The organism is Bradyrhizobium sp. Kon37, from assembly GCF_055807535.1.
On record NZ_JBVVOY010000003.1, the window covers coordinates 43,554 to 60,513 of the forward strand.

Below are 16,960 nucleotides of genomic sequence, written 5' to 3' on the forward strand. Positions count from 1 at the left end.
ATGTAGACAGCAAAGTTCTTCCCAGGCAGGCACCGCGGCGCATGGGTGCATCCCAAAGTCGGGCCATCGCGACGATTGGCGTACGGACCCAGGTGAGAGTCGCAGGACCCCGGTCGCTGCCGGCAGCCCTGCGACGCCCCAGGGCAACTTTAGGAAAACATCAGTGCCGTCTTGCCCGAGGGGCCTGGATGCACCAGTCGCAGCCGGGCGATATAGCTTCGGCCGGCGAACAATTTGTAGGAAATCTTCGCGTTTCGATCCTCGCCGCTATCATCGTCACCCACGAGAAACCGCGGCGTTCCGTTGACCTCCTCGAACAGGACCAGCGTTGCGTCAGACGGCCCTTTGGTCTCGATGGTATATTTGCGTGAGGCGCTGGGTTTGATCGCATAGTCCATCTGCTGACCAGCGGCGAGATCGACCACGGCCGGATGGAAGGGCTGAAGCGTCGTCAAGGCCGGCTGTAGCGGCGGATACCAGCGGCGGATCCACTGCTTGTCTCCGGCGGAGAGCGTCCCCGGAGGAACCAGACCATTGGTCTCGTAAGGCTTCGGCTCCGCAATCAACCCCGGCTCAAACTCGTATTCCATGATGGAATCCGGATCCCATGTTGAACCCTGTACCTGCTGCGGGGTGAGCTTCTCCAGGATGTTGTGAAACGTCGTCGAGCGGCTCCACTTGTTGGGCGGGGCGCCCAGCGACTTGTAAACAGCCTCGTCATGCCACTTGATGCCGGCGAAGGGGTTTTGATGCTCGTGCTCCATGCCAAGCACGTGTCCGAGTTCGTGCAGCGCAGTGCCGCTGCCATATTGCGAGGTCAGATCCCAACCATACACGGTGGTCGGCTCGGTCTGGGATACCTGCAGCACGTCCCTGCCAACCTGCGAGGCTGACGATCCGTCTGGCACTGAATAGCCAATTCGCACTTCGGCTTCAGCGAGTTGGGAGACCTCCTGGAATTCGAGGCCGATGCCTACCGCCTTCCATTTCGCGAAAGCCTTGCGTATTGCGTCCGCCTGGGCCCTGGGAACTTCAAAGTGACCCGAGGTGAAAAAGCAGTAGTGCAGGACCGTGCCGTTCACCCACTTGGATCGGCTCGAGAGAATCGCACGTGCGCGAAGTGGGTCGGCCATGACAGCCGGACTGAGCTGCGGCGGGACTCTCGGGCCGTTCTGACAAAATGGCCGGGCCTGACCTTTGACCACGGGAGATTTCTTCGCCTGCTTTTGCGACTTTGCCATATGGCTCTCCAAAGATTTACGCCCCCGGGTGGGGGACTGAAAACAGAAGACAAGAGAAAAAAATGAGCCGTAAAACGGCGCCAGCATATCACAATCTCAGATTGTATCAATGCTGCGCCAGGGGCTGGGCGTCCGCTCCGGCCCGACCTCGATCTCACAAGCGGATCAGTCCTTCGGACGTCGCTTCAGGCGGGCCCGTCTCGGCAGCTGCGCCGGCCATTGCACGATGTGGTTCTCGAGCTCATCGTCCGGGATCTCCACCTCGCTGCCTTCGACCCGTCCGCGTACGGAGACGCCGGCCTCATGCACAGTGTCGGGATCGCCTGACACCAGCGGATGCCACCAATAGAGGTCGCGGCCTTCCGCGACGAGCTTGTAGCCGCAGCTCGGCGGCAGCCAGTTCAGGGTACGGACATTGGCCGGCGTCAGGCGGACGCAGTCCGGAACCTTGTCGGAACGATTCGCATAATCCTTGCAGCCGCAGGTCACCCCATCGAGCAGCTTGCAGCCGACATGGGTGAAGTAGATGTCGCCGGTGCCCTCTTCCTCGAGCTTGTTCAGGCAGCAGCGGCCGCAGCCGTCGCACAGGCTCTCCCATTCGGGCCCCGACATCTCTTCCAACGTCTTGGTTTTCCAGAAGAATCCTTCCTGGCCTGAAGGTCGTTTGGGAGCTGCGGTCATGCGCCTCAACAAAAGTTCGAAAGAGCTACGGCTGGTGCCATCTAGGGCGTGCGGCCTTGGGGCTGCAAGCAACGCCCGCGTGAGGCCCGTAATGAACCGGGGTCAATTAGGCCTGTTGTTCAAAATCGCAAGCGTGACCATTGGTTTATAGGCCCTGCTCGGCTAGAAGGAACAGCAAGTCCCCACCGTCGCTGGCCGGGCGCCTTGGGTTTGCCGCAACACTCCCGCAAGACGTCTCGATGCCGCCCCGGCCGGGTGCTTGAACGCTTTCGAACCAAGCCGCAAGGGTTCTAGGTGCGCCAGATCATACCACCGCATTGGAAGGCCCGGATCCGGAATTTCTTCCTGGATCTCGATGCGCGCATCGACTCCTCGCTGTTCTCCTCGGCCAAGGGCATCCGCGAGCTCTACGAGCGCTACTCGACCTTCATGGACCGCTTCTATGTCGGGCGGTGGAAGCGCTGGGTGTTCATCGAGCCGCTGTCGGAGGCTGCGACCCTCGGCCTCGGCGGCCTGGTTGTGATGCTGACCCTCGCCATCCCGGCCTTCCGCGAGACCGCGGACGAGGACTGGCTGAAGAAGTCCGACCTCGCGGTGACCTTCCTCGACCGCTACGGCAACCCGATCGGCAGCCGCGGCATCAAGCACAACGATTCGATTCCGCTGGAAGATTTTCCGGACGTGCTGATCAAGGCGACGCTCGCGACCGAGGACCGCCGCTTCTACGAGCATTTCGGCATCGACATCGCCGGCACCGCGCGCGCGCTCGTCACCAACGCCCAGGCCGGCGGCGTCCGCCAGGGCGGCTCCTCGATCACGCAGCAGCTCGCCAAGAACCTGTTCCTGAGCAACGAGCGCACCATCGAGCGCAAGGTCAACGAAGCCTTCCTCGCGGTCTGGCTGGAATGGCGCCTGACCAAGAACGAGATCCTCAAGCTGTATCTCGACCGCGCTTATATGGGCGGCGGCACCTTCGGCGTCGACGGCGCCGCACATTTCTACTTCAACAAATCGGCACGCGACGTGACGCTCGCCGAGGCCGCGATGCTCGCCGGCCTGTTCAAAGCGCCGACCAAATACGCGCCCCACATCAACCTGCCCGCCGCCCGCGCCCGCGCCAACGTCGTGCTCGACAATCTCGTCGACGCCGGCTTCATGACCGAGGGCCAGGTGTTCGGCGCCCGCCGCAATCCCGCCTTCGCGGTCGACCGCCGCTACGAGGCGTCGCCGAATTACTATCTCGACTACGCCTTCGACGAGATGCGCAAGCTGGTCGACACCTTCCCGAAATCCTACACCGAGCGCGTCTTCGTGGTCCGGCTCGCGATCGACACCAATGTGCAGAAGGCCGCGGAGGACGCAGTCGAGAACCAGCTGCGCCAGTTCGGCCGCGACTATCACGCGACCCAGGCCGCGACCGTCGTCTCCGATCTCGACGGCGGCATCCGCGCCATGGTCGGCGGCCGCGACTACGGCGCCAGCCAGTTCAACCGCGCCACCGACGCCTATCGCCAGCCGGGCTCGTCGTTCAAGCCTTACGTCTACACCACCGCGCTCCTCAACGGCTTCACGCCGAATTCGATCGTGGTGGACGGCCCGGTCTGCATCGGCAATTGGTGCCCGCAGAACTATGGTCATTCCTATTCCGGCGCGGTGACGCTGACGCAGGCGATCACGCGTTCGATCAACGTGGTGCCGGTCAAGCTGTCGATCGCGATCGGCCAGAAGGAGCAGCCCAAGGCGCCGAACCCGGCCAAGATCGGCCGCGCCAAGATCGTCGAGGTCGCGCGCCGCTTCGGCCTCAAGGCGCCGCTGCCCGACACGCCGTCGCTGCCGATCGGCTCGGACGAAGTCACCGTGCTCGAGCACGCGGTGGCGTATGCGACTTTCCCCAACCGCGGCAAGGCGGTGACGCCGCATTCCGTGCTGGAAGTGCGCACCGGCGCCGGCGATCCGGTCTGGCGCTGGGACCGCGACGGGCCGAAGCCGCGCCAGGCGATCCCCGCCTCCGTGGCCGCCGACATGGCTGGCATGATGAGCCACGTCGTCAGCGAAGGCACCGCGCGCCGCGCCGCGCTCGACGGCATTCCGACCGCGGGCAAGACCGGCACCACCAATGCCTATCGCGACGCCTGGTTCGTCGGCTACACCGGCAATTTCACCTGCGCGGTCTGGTACGGCAATGACGACTATTCGCCGACCAACCGCATGACCGGCGGCTCGCTGCCGGCGCAGACCTGGCACGACATCATGCTCGCGGCGCATCAGGGCGTCGAGGTGCGGGAAATCGCCGGCATCGGCATGGGCCAGAAGCTGCCGCCCGAGCGGATCGCCAACGCGCAGGCCAATGCGGCGCCGAAGGTGCTGGAGACCAAGCCCGGTCCGCCGCCGGTCTTGACCAAGCGCGGCGCCGACGTGTTGGTGCGCGTCGAGAAACTGCTCGATGACGCGGCCAGGGCCGCGACCAAATCGGCCGCCAGCGACCCCAAGCAAGCCAAGCCGGCATCGTCCACGAGCGCGCTCGCCTTCCCGCAGAACTATGCGGAAGAGAATGCGAACGCATCCGCCCCGCGCAAGAACTAATCGAAACAAGAACTGATCGAAACAAGTGCGGCTGATCCTGATCACATTGACGGCCCTTCTGCTCGCAACCGTGGTGGGCGTCGGCGCGACCTGGATGACGACGACGCGCGGCACCGAGATCGGCGCGCTGACCATCGGCCCGTGGACCGCGCGTCCGCGCACCGGCACCGCCGACGTCGACCCCTATTCGCGCGCCACCATCGTGCGCAACGGCGAGCTGCCGATCGGCACCGGCGACGGCGTTGCCTTCACCGCGACCGCCGACGACAAGAAGAAGGTGCTCGACGGCCGCTGTGACGTCGTGGTCTCCGGCGTGACCCCGCCGGCGCGGTTCTGGACGCTGACGCTTTACGACCGCAAGGGTCATCTCGTCCCGAATTCGCTGCAGCGCTACGGTTTCACCAGCCAGGAGATCGTGCGGCAGTCCGACGGCTCGTTCGAGATCCGCATCGCCTCGCGCTCGCGCGCCGGCAACTGGCTGCCGACCGGCGGCATCGAGCGCTACGCGCTGATGCTGCGGCTCTACGACACCCCGGTCGGCGTTGCCACCCGCACCCAGCGCGATGCGCCGATGCCCACGATCACGACGGCGGGCTGCTCATGATCCGGCTGTTGTTCACCATCGTTGCCGGCGTGGTGCTGGGCCTCGTGGTCCATCTCGTCAGCGTGCTGGCGTTGCCGCGGATCGCGACCCAGGACGCCTATTCGCGGCTGACGCCGATGACCAAGCTCAACGGCGTCACGCAGCTTCCGCTCGCCGATCCGCAGACCTCGCCGATGCCGTTCATGGACCCGGCCTTTGCGCTGGCGATCTGCCGCTACGATCTGTCGAACGGACCAATCAAGCTGACGGTCCCCGTCAGCCAGGCCTACACCTCGGTGTCGTTCTACACCCGCAACGAGATCGCCTATTACGCCATCAACGACCGCTCGGCCGGCAAGAAGGTGATCGAGCTCGACCTGATGACCGAGCCGCAGCACAACGAGCTGCCGGAGGACGAAGAGATCACCGCCGCCGATCGCCTAATCATCGATTCCCCCAGCACCACTGGCCTGATCGTGATGAAGGCGCTCGCCCCCGAGCCCGGCCTGATGCCGCAGGCGCAAGGCTCACTCGCGGCCGCGAGCTGCGGACCGCAGACCGAGCCGCCCGCCAAGGCGGAAGCGCCGCGCGGACGGCGCTGAGACGCGGCTTCGGCAAGCCGCAAAACAAAAACTCGAAAAACAACCCCATGCACAGTAGCGTTGGCATTGAAATCGTTAGCCATTTTTGTTGCACCAAATAGGCGTTTGCCGGACCGATACATCCCTGCCCGTCGCGCTGTTCGGCTTTGACTCGTCGGGCAAAACACTGGCAGAATGGCAGCATCGAAAGTTCACCCGCGCGGAGCAATCCGCCGCGGGTTTTTTCATGCTTGTGCCTCAAACCGAAGATGACCTGAATTCCTGGAGCGCGGCGCCCCTTCAGGTCGGTGGTTGTAGCCCTGGCGAGTTGAGCCAATGATCCAGGGACAAGCTTGTTTCGGCCCAGCGTGCGCGTCTGAGGGCGGCATCTCTCACTGGCCCTGGCGGGAGCAGTTTCGCGGCTGAGCGAAGACGAGCGGCCATTTCTGCAAGCCCCTCTTCGTGCGATTCATTGAACTTGCGCCGCTGGCTCACTGCACGATCCGTTCCGGAGGAGGCGGGAGCGCAAGCAGCGTTCTCATCACCGATAACAGCCGCTGATCGGGCGGTGACGTCGGAACGTAGATATTGGTGGAAGCTTCCGTCGGCGCACTAGTGCACACAAGCGGCAGAGAGCGGTTCACGTTGGCGGCACTTCCTCCTGCAGCATGTACATGGATCAGGTCGGAGCCACCAAGCATCGCGTCCCGCTAGCGCGGGGAACAAGGTCAAGGCATGCAGGTTGACCTTGCGGCAGGGAGAGTTGTCGTGAGCGAAGAGGAGCTGACCAGCAAAGCCGAGCGCGCGCTCGTTACCGTTGCGCTTAGCCTGACGATGCTGGTTCTTTGCGTCGGAGCCCTGATCTGTCGCTAGCGCGTTGCTCTGTTCGCCGCTCGGTGTTCGCCAATCCTACCGCTCTTCAGTCGGATGCCACCCATTTCTATGGGGTTGAGCGCAGGTTGCCATGATCGGAGAAGCACTATCGTCTCACTTCAACGAAGTTCCTTTGTCCCCTCTCGATATTTCACGTGCACAGGTGCTGTGCGGTTTCGTCGCAATGTTTCCGGGAAATGAACTCCTATAATCAGATCATCATGGCTTACGTCATCGACATTGATGCGCACACCGCGCGTTTTGCTCTTCACGCCGGCCGCCTCCAAGCAGGCGGTTAGCCGGACGGTGTTCGCGCCGTCCGGGCTCTTTTCCAGCTTTCGTGACCTCCACTCGAGAGGTCGTCTTGAAGCAGAAGGAGTGCGCCGTGCTGCCTCTTCTAAAAATCGCACTGACCTCATCAGACTATCCGCGGCTCGAACAGCTCGCCCGCTTCTCCATCCAAAAAGGAGATTTGGACGGGATATTCCTCATGGGCGAAATCAACCGCGCCGATATCGTCCCGGACGAAGCGGACAACGTCCGTCCTTTCGTGACGATCGGATCATGGGTCACCCATTGCACGAATTGGGGCGTTCCGCGTCGCACTGTGCAACTGGTCTGGCCCGAGGAGTGCTGGTCGGATCCCGCCTGCATTTCGGTGTTGACCCCGCTGGGTACAGCTTTGATCGGACTGCAGGTCGGCGATCAGATGCCGTACTTCGTCGCCGGATGTCTGAATGTCGTCAGGGTCCAAAGCCTGACCCCATCGGATTCAAAGGTCGTCCCACTCTTCCGGAGAGGGCCGAGGCGGTCAGGCAACCCGTGCGACGACGATCCCGGACCAACTGCAGCATAGGAGCGACCAATGCACAATTTCGAAGCTGAGAGCCGGCGAGAACAGCCGGCGTTGCCGCCGATCAAGATCACTGAGGACGAATCGCGGCGCCTGAGTTCCTTGGCCAATTCGAGCATGGATCTGTTTCCGCGAGTGGCCCATTTTCTGGCTCGAGAGATGGAACGTGCCACGGTGACGGACGAGAACGACTTGCGAGGCGTGATCAGGATGGGATCGAAAGTGACCTATCGCGACGACGAGACGGGTGCGAGCCGAGAGATCGTGCTGGTGTATCCGCATGAAGCAAACATCGAGCTCAATCGGATCTCGGTCCTGACGCCTGTTGGAGCGGCCTTGATCGGCCTATCGCCGGGACAGCGGATCGAATTCGAGACGCCCCACAAGCGCACCAGGGGCCTGACCGTTCTCGCGGTGTCCGAATAAGGCCCGTACGTTAAGTCAGACGTCTCAAGTCGCGGCCGTGCGGTTGTACACACTCACTCTTTGGAAAAAGACAGGAACATTCCTGCAATTGCCAAGTTTTCCCGATGCCCTTCCCCAAGGGCGACCCCGAGTGGCCCCAGCTCCATGCCCCCCAATAGCCCCGCGAGCTGGGGCCCGTCTTTTCTCGAAATTCGGGAGACCGCACCGGCGAGCTTCCTGCCATTAATGTCGAGGCCATGGCGGAAGAGCCGCCTAAGCCCTTGACGAAGAACTAGGGTTGCCTCGGTGGATGGCGTAGCCGAACAGGCCCCTCTCGAGGTTGCATGTCTCGGCATAGTCTCGCCGCCATCTTGGTGCCCAGCTCCTTCTCGACGATTTCGACCGAGTTATCGCAGTGCGCGTTCCTGCTCCCCGCCAAGGAGGCCGTCATGTCGAGATTAGCGATCGTGTTAATGTCGGCACTTTCTGTGACTTCTGCTACCGCGCAAGATGCTGCGTCCGGACGATCGCACGAGCCGGCCGCTGCCAGCGCGTATGAAACTCAGCCTTTCCTTTTTGATGGACGGATGCGAGGCCACGGCATGAGGCAGCGAGGGCCTGCCGACAATCGTCACCCCAACGCCGGTGCCATTGGCGTGCAACCGAGAGCAAACGAGCCAAGGCGCGAACGATGAGCCCGCGTGCCCGCTTTGATCTGCCCGCCCAGTTGTTTGCCCTGGACGAGGTGATCAATTGCGCCGGCAATGTCTCCGATCGGCCTATCGCCTCCGGCTTCCAGATCGGCGGATCGCTTGTGCGGCAGAGACGAGCATGATAGCAGGAGCCATCGGGTCAAACACAACCGCCCGACCAGCTTTCGAGCCAAGCGTTGTTTCGCTCCATTACGGAGGTGAAACATGTCTTGCGACAGCACCACTGGCTCAATCGGCACATCCAGCGCAGCCTTCGTCCCTTCTCCAAATCCTGGATGGTTCTGGAAGTTAATGCTCGCGCTGCTGGACGGCATCACACGGCGCCGCCAGTACGACGAACTTCTCGAATTGGACGACCGGCTTCTCGCGGACGTCGGCTTATCGAGAACAATCGTTGGGGAAGCTCGACGGTGTTACTTCTCGGGTTGGCGCGACGATCGGTGATCGTCATATCCACTCGATGAGCGGCCACACCTGAGCGTGCGCAGGCGGCGCGTCTGCTTATCCCTGTGGATCAGACGGCCGCCAAGCTCGCAAAAGGCCGAAAAACTTTTCACTGCGATCTTGACGTCTTCTCAGAAGTCCAGCTTGTCGCGTATGGCGTCAATTCCGGCTTTCGCGCACGCTTCGTCCGCGTCACCGCCCGGCGCGCCGGACACGCCGACCGCTCCGACCAGGGAGCCGCCGGCTTCGACGATCAGCCCGCCGGCGATGACGACCGCTCCGGGAAGGTTGCGAATGCCCGCCTGCATCATGCCCGGCTGGCTGATCGCATTCAGCTCGGTCGTGCTGGTCTTGAACGAGGCAGCTGTCCACGCCTTGCCTGCTGCCGTTGAGGGCGTGTGAGGGCCTGCAAAGCGGTCGCGCAACATCACTTGCGTGACGCCGAAGCGATCGACGACGGCAACTGCAATTTGGTATCCACGGGTGCGGCAGTTCGCCAACGCAGCGCGCGCAAGATCGAGCGCCAGTTCCGGACCGAGCGATTTGTAGGCGACCAAAGCTTCCTCCGCCCGTGCTGGGTAGATGGACGCAATCAGCAGGGCCGTCGCGACCGACAGGGATCGAACGTTCATGGCAATCTCCGGCATAGGTGACCAAGCGCTTATTTGATCTCACCATATGTCAGATCATCGAACAGGGTCACGCTATCTGCCTTGGTTCACAGGCTCCGCATAACGGCGCCGGCCACGTCTTGAAAATCGCGGACGACCTCGTTAGTCTCCGTTGCGTGGGGACAAAGCAGACTCCCCGTGAGGCCTCGGTCCAAGCTCTGCGCAGCACGCCATTCGTGGAGCTTGCGCATGGACACCGAACGACACCCTTCTCACCAACACACCGTCGCCATCCTCTCGCGAGGCGACGCTGCCGCGCGGCGGGATGCGACGGCGCAAAACAGCCGCTTCGTCCGCGTCTTCGGAGCACTCGCGGCGGTCGGCATCGAAGCCCGGCCGGCGATCTACGACGAAAGCCTCGCCGAAGAGGTCCGCGAGCAGTTGCTCGCGGTGGACGGCGTGCTCGTCTGGGTCGATCCGATCCACCAGGGCAAGACGCGGGTTGAGCTTGATCCCCTGCTTCGCGACGTAGCGGCGCGGGGCGTGTGGGTCAGCGCTCATCCGGACGTCATTCTCAAGATGGGCACCAAGGAGGTACTCTATCGTACCCGCTCGATGGGGTGGGGATGCGACACGGCTTTATATCAAACCGCCGAGGCCATGCGCGCCGAGTTGCCGACACGGCTCGCCACCGGTCCGCGCGTGATCAAGCGCAACCGCGGTAACGGCGGCCAAGGCGTGTGGAAGGTCGAGAGCCTGCCGAATTCCCCGATGATAAAGGTGCTGGACGCGACCAAGGATGTCTCCGAGGAACTGACGTTGGAGAGTTTTCTCGGTCGCTGCACGGAATATTTCGAGAACGGCAGCGTGGTCGATCAGCCATTCCAGCCTCGCTTGAGCGAAGGCGTGGTGCGCTGCTATATGGCGGGCGATCGCTGTGCCGGCTTCGGCTCTCACAAAGTCAAAGCCCTGGTTGACTCGCCGGATGCCCGTTCCGAGGCCGGACCGCGGCTCTATACCTCGAACGCAGACTCGCGCTTCCAGCGGCTGCGTCGCTTGATGGAAGACGAGTGGACCCCGGGAATGATGAAGACGCTGGACATCGACGCAGGCTCGCTTCCGGTCATCTGGGACGCGGACTTCCTGTACGGTCCGAAAGACGCGGCCGGTGCCGACACCTACGTCCTGTGCGAGATCAACGCGAGTTCATGCTTCGCGATCCCCGAGGAGGCCCCGGCGGCGATCGCAAGGACGGTGAAGCAGCGGCTCTCGCAAACGCAACCGGCTGGATCGGCGGACAGGAGGCCCTAAGCAAGAATGCCGCGGCATCTCGTGCTGCGGCACTCCGCCAGAGGCGCCGGTCATACGCGGATGTTGACGCGCTCATCGCCAAATGCCAGTTTCCCGCGCGGTAGTGTCCGCAAGGACTCTCCAAGGGAATGCGGTGCGTCCACCTCGAGTGGGCAATTCCGCGGCTGCCCCCGCAACTGTAGGCGGATAGCCGACGACCAAACGAACCACTGGAGCCCCGCTTGGGCCTCTGGGAAGGTGGTCGAAGGCGATGACCCGCGAGCCAGGAAACCTGCTACCAGCCATGGTCACGCGCGAACGCATTGGGCGGGGTGCCCTGATGTCGGAAGAGTAGCCGGTGCATCTGCCGCTAGGGGCGAAGGCAGACTGCTAAGGCAACCGCGGTGACGGTTAGTTTGCGTCGCCGCAGAGCGTTGTCGTGCAAAATCTTTATTTCGGTCCGGGCGTTGCGCCGGAACATTCGCGTGTCCTTATCCAGATCTCTCAGGGAAGAGCCGGCAATTTTCGGCGCGCCACACCTGCCCTGCTCGCCTTGCTGCTCTCGACATCCCTGTCCTCCATGGCGATGGCGCAGACCGCGGTCCGCGACAACGCCTCCCGCGAGGTCGGCCCGGTGATCGTCACCCCGCCCACTCCAAGACCGGCCGTAACCGTCAGCCCCGGCGCTCAGAGATCGCGCACGGCCCGGCGCAACGTAGGGCGTAATCGCGCCGCTCCGGTGGTTGCCAACCCAACAACCCAGCCTCCGAGCTATCAGGTGCAGACGCCGTTGAACACGGCCGCCGTCACCGATGTCGGCTCCCGGCTCGGAATCACGGCACGGGAAACGCCAGCGACCGTCGAGGTCATTGACCAGCAGACCATGCAGGATCAGGGCATCAGGACCACTACCGATGTCGCCAAGGCCGCGGTCGGCGTCACCGGCGGCGATGCGCCGGGCGCGCCCGCAATCTTCTCCATGCGCGGCTTTAGCGGCGACCAGCTCACCACCCTCTACAACGGCATCCCGATCGGGCCGTCGACCATGACGGGCCGGCCCATGGATACCGCCAATCTGCAGCAGGTCGAGATCATCAAGGGCCCCAACTCCCTGGTATCGGGACTCGGATCCACCGGCGGTGCGATCAACTACGTCACCAAGGCGCCGCACACCGGGCCCATTATCAACGAGGCCTTCACCTCCTACGATTCCTTCAACGGCTATCGCGCCGGCTACGGTTCCGGCGGCAGCACGCTGGTCAATGGCCTCGACTACCGTTTCGACATCAGCCATTCCAACGACAAGAGCTTCATCGACGACACCTATTCGAAGCTCAGCAACGTCTCGGGCCAGTTGAACTACCGCGTCAACGACAGCCTGAAGATCTGGGGCGCCGCCGAATACAAGCAGGACAAGGACCGATTCTATTGGGGAACGCCGCTGGTGCCGGCGAACGCGCCCGGCGTCGTGCCGACGTCAGGCATCGTCTCGGGCCAGTGGACCAATTGCTACCTCAACGGCCATGCCGGGGCGCTCAATCCCGTTACCATCGACGCGCGCACGCTGACGACAAGCTACAACGTGCTCGACAATCACAGCGGGGCCAACGAGCTCTGGCTGCGCAGCGGCTTCCAGTGGGACATCACCAACAACATCTCGCTGCGCAGCCAGGTCTACGGCTACGACGCGCATCGGCACTGGTTCAACAACGAGATCAGCTCGTTCGACGATTCCGGGCCGAACAAGGTCTATCGCGAGCGGCTGGCGCTGGACCACGCGCAACGGCTCTATGGCAACATCACCGACCTCACCGTCAATTCCAACCTCGGTGGAATGGACAACCGCTTCGTCGCTACGGTTGCGGCAAGCAGCTCGCAATTCAACGTCTCGCAGGATACAAAGTTCTTCTCCGACACGGTCGAGCTGATCAATCCGGACCGCGGGCTTTACGGCCCGCGCAGCGACGAGAAGATCTACACCCATCTCGACACCACGGCGCTGTCGTTCGAGGACCGGCTCAAGCTGACCTCGACCTTCGCGCTGATCGGCGGCATCCGGTTCGAGGATATCGAACTATCGCGCACGCGCTTCAATCCCGACGGCTCGCTAGCGTCCGGAAAAGGCTATCCGTTCTCGACCAAGTTCAATCCGGTCACCGGGCGCATCGGCTACACCTGGGACATCGCGCCCGGGGTGATGCTGTACAGCCAATATGCGACGGCGGCGGACCCGACGGTGGCCAACATCTTCATCCTCGCGCCAAAGGTGCCGCTGCTGCTGACGACGTCGCGGACCTACGAGACCGGCGTGAAGCTGCAATCATCCGACAAGCGCGCCGAGGCGACGTTCTCGGCGTTCGACATCGAACGCAAGAACGTCTACGTGCCCGAGAGCGGCATCGTGTTCAACGTCGCCGGCAAGATGGCCTCCAAGGGCGTCGAGATCGCTGCGGCGGTGAACCCGGTCGGCGGCCTGAAGCTGTGGGCCAATGTCGCCTTCGTGCAATCGCGCTTCGTTGACTTCAACTATGTCGACGGCAATGGCGACTTCCAATCCTATTCGGGCAAGACCCCGCCGAACGTCCCGAACTTCATCGCCAATGCCGGGGCGTCCTATCGCTTCGGCACCAAATTGCCGGTGGAGATCGGCGGCCTCGTCCGTCACGTCGGCGACAGGTTCAACTTCCAGGACAATCTGGTGACCATGAACGCCTATACGATCTTCGACGCGTTCGCGTTCGTCGATATCCCAAAGGCTTATTTCCCGGGCGTCGACCAGACCCGTATCAGCTTTCGCGTGAGGAACCTGACGAATAAGCTCTACGCCGCCTGGGGCGACCCCGGCTATACCGATCAGATCATCCTGGGAGCGCCGCGCAGCTACGAGGTCGCGGCCTCGTTCAAGTGGTGAGGGGGGAGGATCGCCGCTCTCACGTCACTTCGCGCCGTGCTCCGGCTGGACCGAGCTGCTTCGACGCCGCGCCCACAGCAGCGCCAGCGGGCCCAGCGCGATTCCGGCCGCGAGGACGCTGAATGCCAGCAGCCAGCCGGCCGCGCTCTGCGGGCCGCCGGCTGCGTCGAGCGCGGCGCCGGTGCCCCAGGCGCCGACCGCCGACAGGCCGAAGCCGACCGTCGAATGCAGGGCCAGGGTCGCGCCGCGATGTTCGGAGACAGCCGCGGCCGACATGCCGGCGGTCAATGCGCCCGAATCCGCCGGCACGGTCAGGCCATAGGCAAGCAGCAGCAGCGCGAGCACCCATGCCGGCGCTGTCGCGTTGAGGCCGATGATGAGCGCGACGCAGGCCGACGCGATCATCACGACCGTGATCGCGCGATGGCGGCCGAACTTCAGCGCGGCCTCGTTGCCGAGGATGCTGGCCGGCATCGAGATCACCGCGAAGCAGAAGCTCAGCACGACGGGGCTCAACCATGACGGCGCGCCTTGGTGGGCGACGACGAAGGTCCAGAACCCGACCAGCCAGGTGCGGATGCCGTAGAGCTCGAAGCAATGAGCGCCGTAGCCGAAGATGTATCCGAGCGCCTCGCGGTTGGCGAAGACGGGCGCGAAGTTCAAGAGGCGTCCCGTCTTCGGCGCGGGCCGCTGCGCCTGCATCAGAAGGCACGCGACGACCATTGCGATAGGTCCAAAGCCGGTGACAAGGAAGGCGGTCCGCCATCCCCAGCGGTCGGCGATCACTTGCGCGACCAGGAACGAGAGGCCGACGCCGACCGAGAAGCTCGACGTGTACAGCGTGACGGCGCGCGAGGTGTCGCCGGGGGGAAGCCGGTCCGTCAGCGCCTTCAAGCCCGGCATGTAGGCGCCGGCAAATCCAAGCCCTGCCAGGGACCAGATCGCGGTCGCGGACCAAAACCCTTGCGCGAAGAGTCCGAACGCTGCGGTCGCCAGCCCGCTGACGATCGAGCCCCAGAGCAGGACGAGCCGCGCGTCGATCCGGTCGGTCAACGTCGTCAGCACGGGCACGGCGAGCATGTAGCCGAACGCGTAACCGCTCGCCATCAAGCCGCCTTCGGCCGCCGACAGTCCCCACGCCGGCATCAGATGCTGCGCCAGATTTGCGGACAACGTCACATGCGGCAGCAGATTGCCGACCTGGCCGATGCACATCACCGCGATCAGAGACCGCCCGCTCAAGTTACGAATGCTGTCCTCCCGCCCCCGAGCCGACACGGCGCACCAACCACAATGGGCAACTCTCCGGCTGCAGCTGCAAGACCCAACTTCATGAACAACCGCACCCCGAAGCGCGGGCCTTCTTCGCCGCTTCGTCGTCGGCGCAACAGGCCGTCGGTTGCTGCTTCGCCGGCCCACCGCAACATCCCGATGCGGCTCCGGCGGCTTCGACGCCACCGCGCGAGCAGACGCCGGTCTCCGGTAGCACGAGCTCCACCCTTGCGGCGGCTTTCTTGTCGCCGGCGAGATCGGCTGCAATCGAGCGCACCTGCTCATAGCCTGTCATCATGAGAAAGGTTGGGGCGCGGCCATACGACTTCATGCCCGCCATGTAGAAGCCTGGCTCATCGTGCGCGAGCTCGCGCGCGCCGTGCGGGCGGACCGTGCCGCAGCTGTGCTCGTTGGGATCGATCAGCGGCGCCAGCACGACCGGCGCTTCGATGGCGGGATCGAGCCGCAGGCGCAATTCGGACAGGAACGAAAAGTCGGGACGAAATCCGGTCGAGACGATCAGCTCGTCCACGATCACGCTTCGCGCACCGCAACCCGAGCCGGCCGCGATCTCGAGGCGGCCTTCGGAGTCCGACAGATGCGTGACGGCGAATTCCGTTTCGACCCTGATCTTCCCGGCGACAACGAGCGCAGCGAACGCGCTGCCGAGCTCTCCGCGTGCAGCGAGCTTGTCATTCCGGCCGCCGCCAAACGCCTTGGCGGGATCGGCGCCGCGCAACAGCCAGATCGCTTGCGTCCCCGGCGCCTCGTCCGCGAGATGCACGAGATCGATCAGGGTGCCCACCGCGGAATGACCGGCGCCGAGCACCGCAACAATCTTCCCGGCATATCTGGCGCGGCCGGCACCACGGACATCGGGCATGCCATAGGCGATGTGGCCGGCGCATTCACGCTCGCCGATCGCGGGCAGACCATTGCCTCCGGCGGGATTGGGCGAGAACCATGTGCCTGACGTATCGATCACGGCATCCGCGTACAGCACTTCGAGACCTTTGCCGTTCTGGTAGCGGATTTCGAACGGCGCCTGCTCACGTCCCTTCGTCTTCGCCTTGTCGAAGCCGACGCGGCTGATGGCCGAGACGCGGCTGGATGTCCGGATCACCTCGCGCAGTGGCGTTCGCGTCGCAAGCGGCGTCAAATATCGATCGATCAGCTCGCCGCCGGTCGGATAGGCGCTCGGGTCCGGCGAATTCCATCCCGTCGGCGCGAGCATGCGCGCGGCGGCCTTGTCGATATTGTACTCCCACGGCGAGAAGAGCTGGACCTGCTGCCACTGGCGAACCGCGTGCCCCGCTTCGGGTCCTGCCTCCAGCACGGTGGGGGACATGCCACGCTCCAGGACGTGCGCGGCTGCTGCGAGGCCGACCGGCCCTGCCCCGATGATGGCGACCGTTCTAGCGTTCATTCGGCTTCTCCCATGCTTCTAGAATCATCGAACAAAACGAGCCAAAAAAGATCACGCCGCCGTTTGCGTCGTCTTGCATCCGACTTCGTCTGCGCAGCACTCCGCCGCCAGGAAATCGACCAGACCCCGCATCGCGTCGAAGTTTGCGTGGCAGACGAGGCTCGTCGATTCCCGGACCTGGCTGACGAGCCCGACCGAGACCAGGGTCTTGATATGATGCGACAGCGTCGACGCCGGTATCTTCAGCTTGTCCTGCAAGCGGCCGACAGGCATGCCGGAGTGCCCGGCCCGGACCAGGGCCCGGTAGATCTGGAGTCGGGTCTGATTACCCAGGGCCTCCAAACGTGCTGCTGCGTCGGCAATCTTCATGGCCGCGATGATGCGCCTGCTGGTCCGCGCCGTCAACTATACTTCTAGAATATTCGAAATAGTGAGCCGGCGACGCGCTTCCGATTCGGATTGACGGAGCTTCTACACTTCCATAAATCTGGAT

At 63.6% G+C, this 16,960-nt stretch carries 15 protein-coding genes and 1 riboswitch; of the genes, 9 read left to right on the plus strand and 6 right to left on the minus strand.

Going from position 1 to position 16,960, the window contains the following annotated elements; translation table 11 throughout:
- Positions 1-149: 149 nt before the first annotated feature.
- Positions 150-1,241, minus strand: coding sequence for a M12 family metallopeptidase (locus AC0L3J_RS08200; protein WP_473346773.1), 1,092 nt, complete (start codon positions 1,239-1,241; stop codon positions 150-152).
- Between the two features lie 165 nt (positions 1,242-1,406).
- Positions 1,407-1,922 carry a YcgN family cysteine cluster protein gene (locus AC0L3J_RS08205; RefSeq protein ID WP_456765153.1) on the minus strand — a complete coding sequence of 172 codons (516 nt, stop codon included), beginning with the start codon at positions 1,920-1,922 and terminating at the stop codon, positions 1,407-1,409.
- Positions 1,923-2,216: 294 nt separating this feature from the next.
- Here AC0L3J_RS08205 and AC0L3J_RS08210 point away from each other — a divergent pair, with 294 nt between their 5' ends.
- The 7 genes from AC0L3J_RS08210 to AC0L3J_RS08240 all read left to right on the plus strand — a co-directional run bounded on the left by AC0L3J_RS08210 (position 2,217) and on the right by AC0L3J_RS08240 (position 8,957).
- Positions 2,217-4,505: a transglycosylase domain-containing protein gene (locus tag AC0L3J_RS08210; protein ID WP_456765154.1), complete on the plus strand. Its 2,289-nt coding sequence runs from the start codon at positions 2,217-2,219 to the stop codon at positions 4,503-4,505.
- 25 nt (positions 4,506-4,530) lie between these two features.
- Positions 4,531-5,109 carry a DUF1214 domain-containing protein gene (locus tag AC0L3J_RS08215; RefSeq protein WP_007593444.1) on the plus strand — a complete coding sequence of 193 codons (579 nt, stop codon included), beginning with the start codon at positions 4,531-4,533 and terminating at the stop codon, positions 5,107-5,109.
- Positions 5,106-5,690, plus strand: a complete 585-nt coding sequence (locus tag AC0L3J_RS08220) for a DUF1254 domain-containing protein (protein ID WP_007593446.1) — start codon at positions 5,106-5,108, stop codon at positions 5,688-5,690. Before AC0L3J_RS08215 ends, AC0L3J_RS08220 begins: the two co-directional genes overlap by 4 nt.
- A 1,216-nt stretch (positions 5,691-6,906) precedes the next feature.
- Positions 6,907-7,398 carry a GreA/GreB family elongation factor gene (locus AC0L3J_RS08225; RefSeq protein WP_456765155.1) on the plus strand — a complete coding sequence of 164 codons (492 nt, stop codon included), beginning with the start codon at positions 6,907-6,909 and terminating at the stop codon, positions 7,396-7,398.
- 9 nt (positions 7,399-7,407) lie between these two features.
- A complete protein-coding gene (rnk, locus tag AC0L3J_RS08230) occupies positions 7,408-7,821 on the plus strand; it encodes a nucleoside diphosphate kinase regulator (RefSeq protein ID WP_456765156.1) in 414 nt (137 codons plus the stop codon).
- Between the two features lie 670 nt (positions 7,822-8,491).
- Entirely contained in the window at positions 8,492-8,635 is a 144-nt protein-coding gene (locus AC0L3J_RS08235) for a hypothetical protein (RefSeq protein ID WP_456765157.1), read from the plus strand.
- Between the two features lie 169 nt (positions 8,636-8,804).
- Positions 8,805-8,957 carry a YjiS-like domain-containing protein gene (locus AC0L3J_RS08240; RefSeq protein WP_456769666.1) on the plus strand — a complete coding sequence of 51 codons (153 nt, stop codon included), beginning with the start codon at positions 8,805-8,807 and terminating at the stop codon, positions 8,955-8,957.
- A 131-nt stretch (positions 8,958-9,088) separates the two neighbouring features.
- On the opposite strand, the gene AC0L3J_RS08245 is transcribed toward AC0L3J_RS08240, so the two are convergent.
- Positions 9,089-9,589, minus strand: coding sequence for a GlcG/HbpS family heme-binding protein (locus tag AC0L3J_RS08245; protein ID WP_456769667.1), 501 nt, complete (start codon positions 9,587-9,589; stop codon positions 9,089-9,091).
- Between the two features lie 228 nt (positions 9,590-9,817).
- Here AC0L3J_RS08245 and AC0L3J_RS08250 point away from each other — a divergent pair, with 228 nt between their 5' ends.
- Positions 9,818-10,879: a Cj0069 family protein gene (locus AC0L3J_RS08250; protein WP_456765158.1), complete on the plus strand. Its 1,062-nt coding sequence runs from the start codon at positions 9,818-9,820 to the stop codon at positions 10,877-10,879.
- Between the two features lie 84 nt (positions 10,880-10,963).
- A riboswitch (cobalamin riboswitch) is annotated at positions 10,964-11,172 on the plus strand.
- A 125-nt stretch (positions 11,173-11,297) separates the two neighbouring features.
- The gene (locus tag AC0L3J_RS08255) at positions 11,298-13,769 is read left to right on the plus strand and encodes a TonB-dependent receptor (RefSeq protein WP_473346774.1); all 2,472 of its coding nucleotides are present in this window, start codon (positions 11,298-11,300) and stop codon (positions 13,767-13,769) included.
- Between the two features lie 24 nt (positions 13,770-13,793).
- Here the strand turns inward: AC0L3J_RS08255 and AC0L3J_RS08260 are convergent, their stop codons facing one another.
- The 3 genes from AC0L3J_RS08260 to AC0L3J_RS08270 all read right to left on the minus strand — a co-directional run bounded on the left by AC0L3J_RS08260 (position 13,794) and on the right by AC0L3J_RS08270 (position 16,836).
- Positions 13,794-14,984 (minus strand): MFS transporter, encoded by a 1,191-nt coding sequence (locus AC0L3J_RS08260; RefSeq protein ID WP_456769668.1) that lies wholly within the window; start codon positions 14,982-14,984, stop codon positions 13,794-13,796.
- Between the two features lie 115 nt (positions 14,985-15,099).
- Entirely contained in the window at positions 15,100-16,467 is a 1,368-nt protein-coding gene (locus AC0L3J_RS08265; RefSeq protein WP_456765160.1) for an NAD(P)-binding domain-containing protein, read from the minus strand.
- 51 nt (positions 16,468-16,518) lie between these two features.
- Positions 16,519-16,836: an ArsR/SmtB family transcription factor gene (locus tag AC0L3J_RS08270; RefSeq protein WP_456769669.1), complete on the minus strand. Its 318-nt coding sequence runs from the start codon at positions 16,834-16,836 to the stop codon at positions 16,519-16,521.
- Positions 16,837-16,960 lie beyond the last annotated feature (124 nt).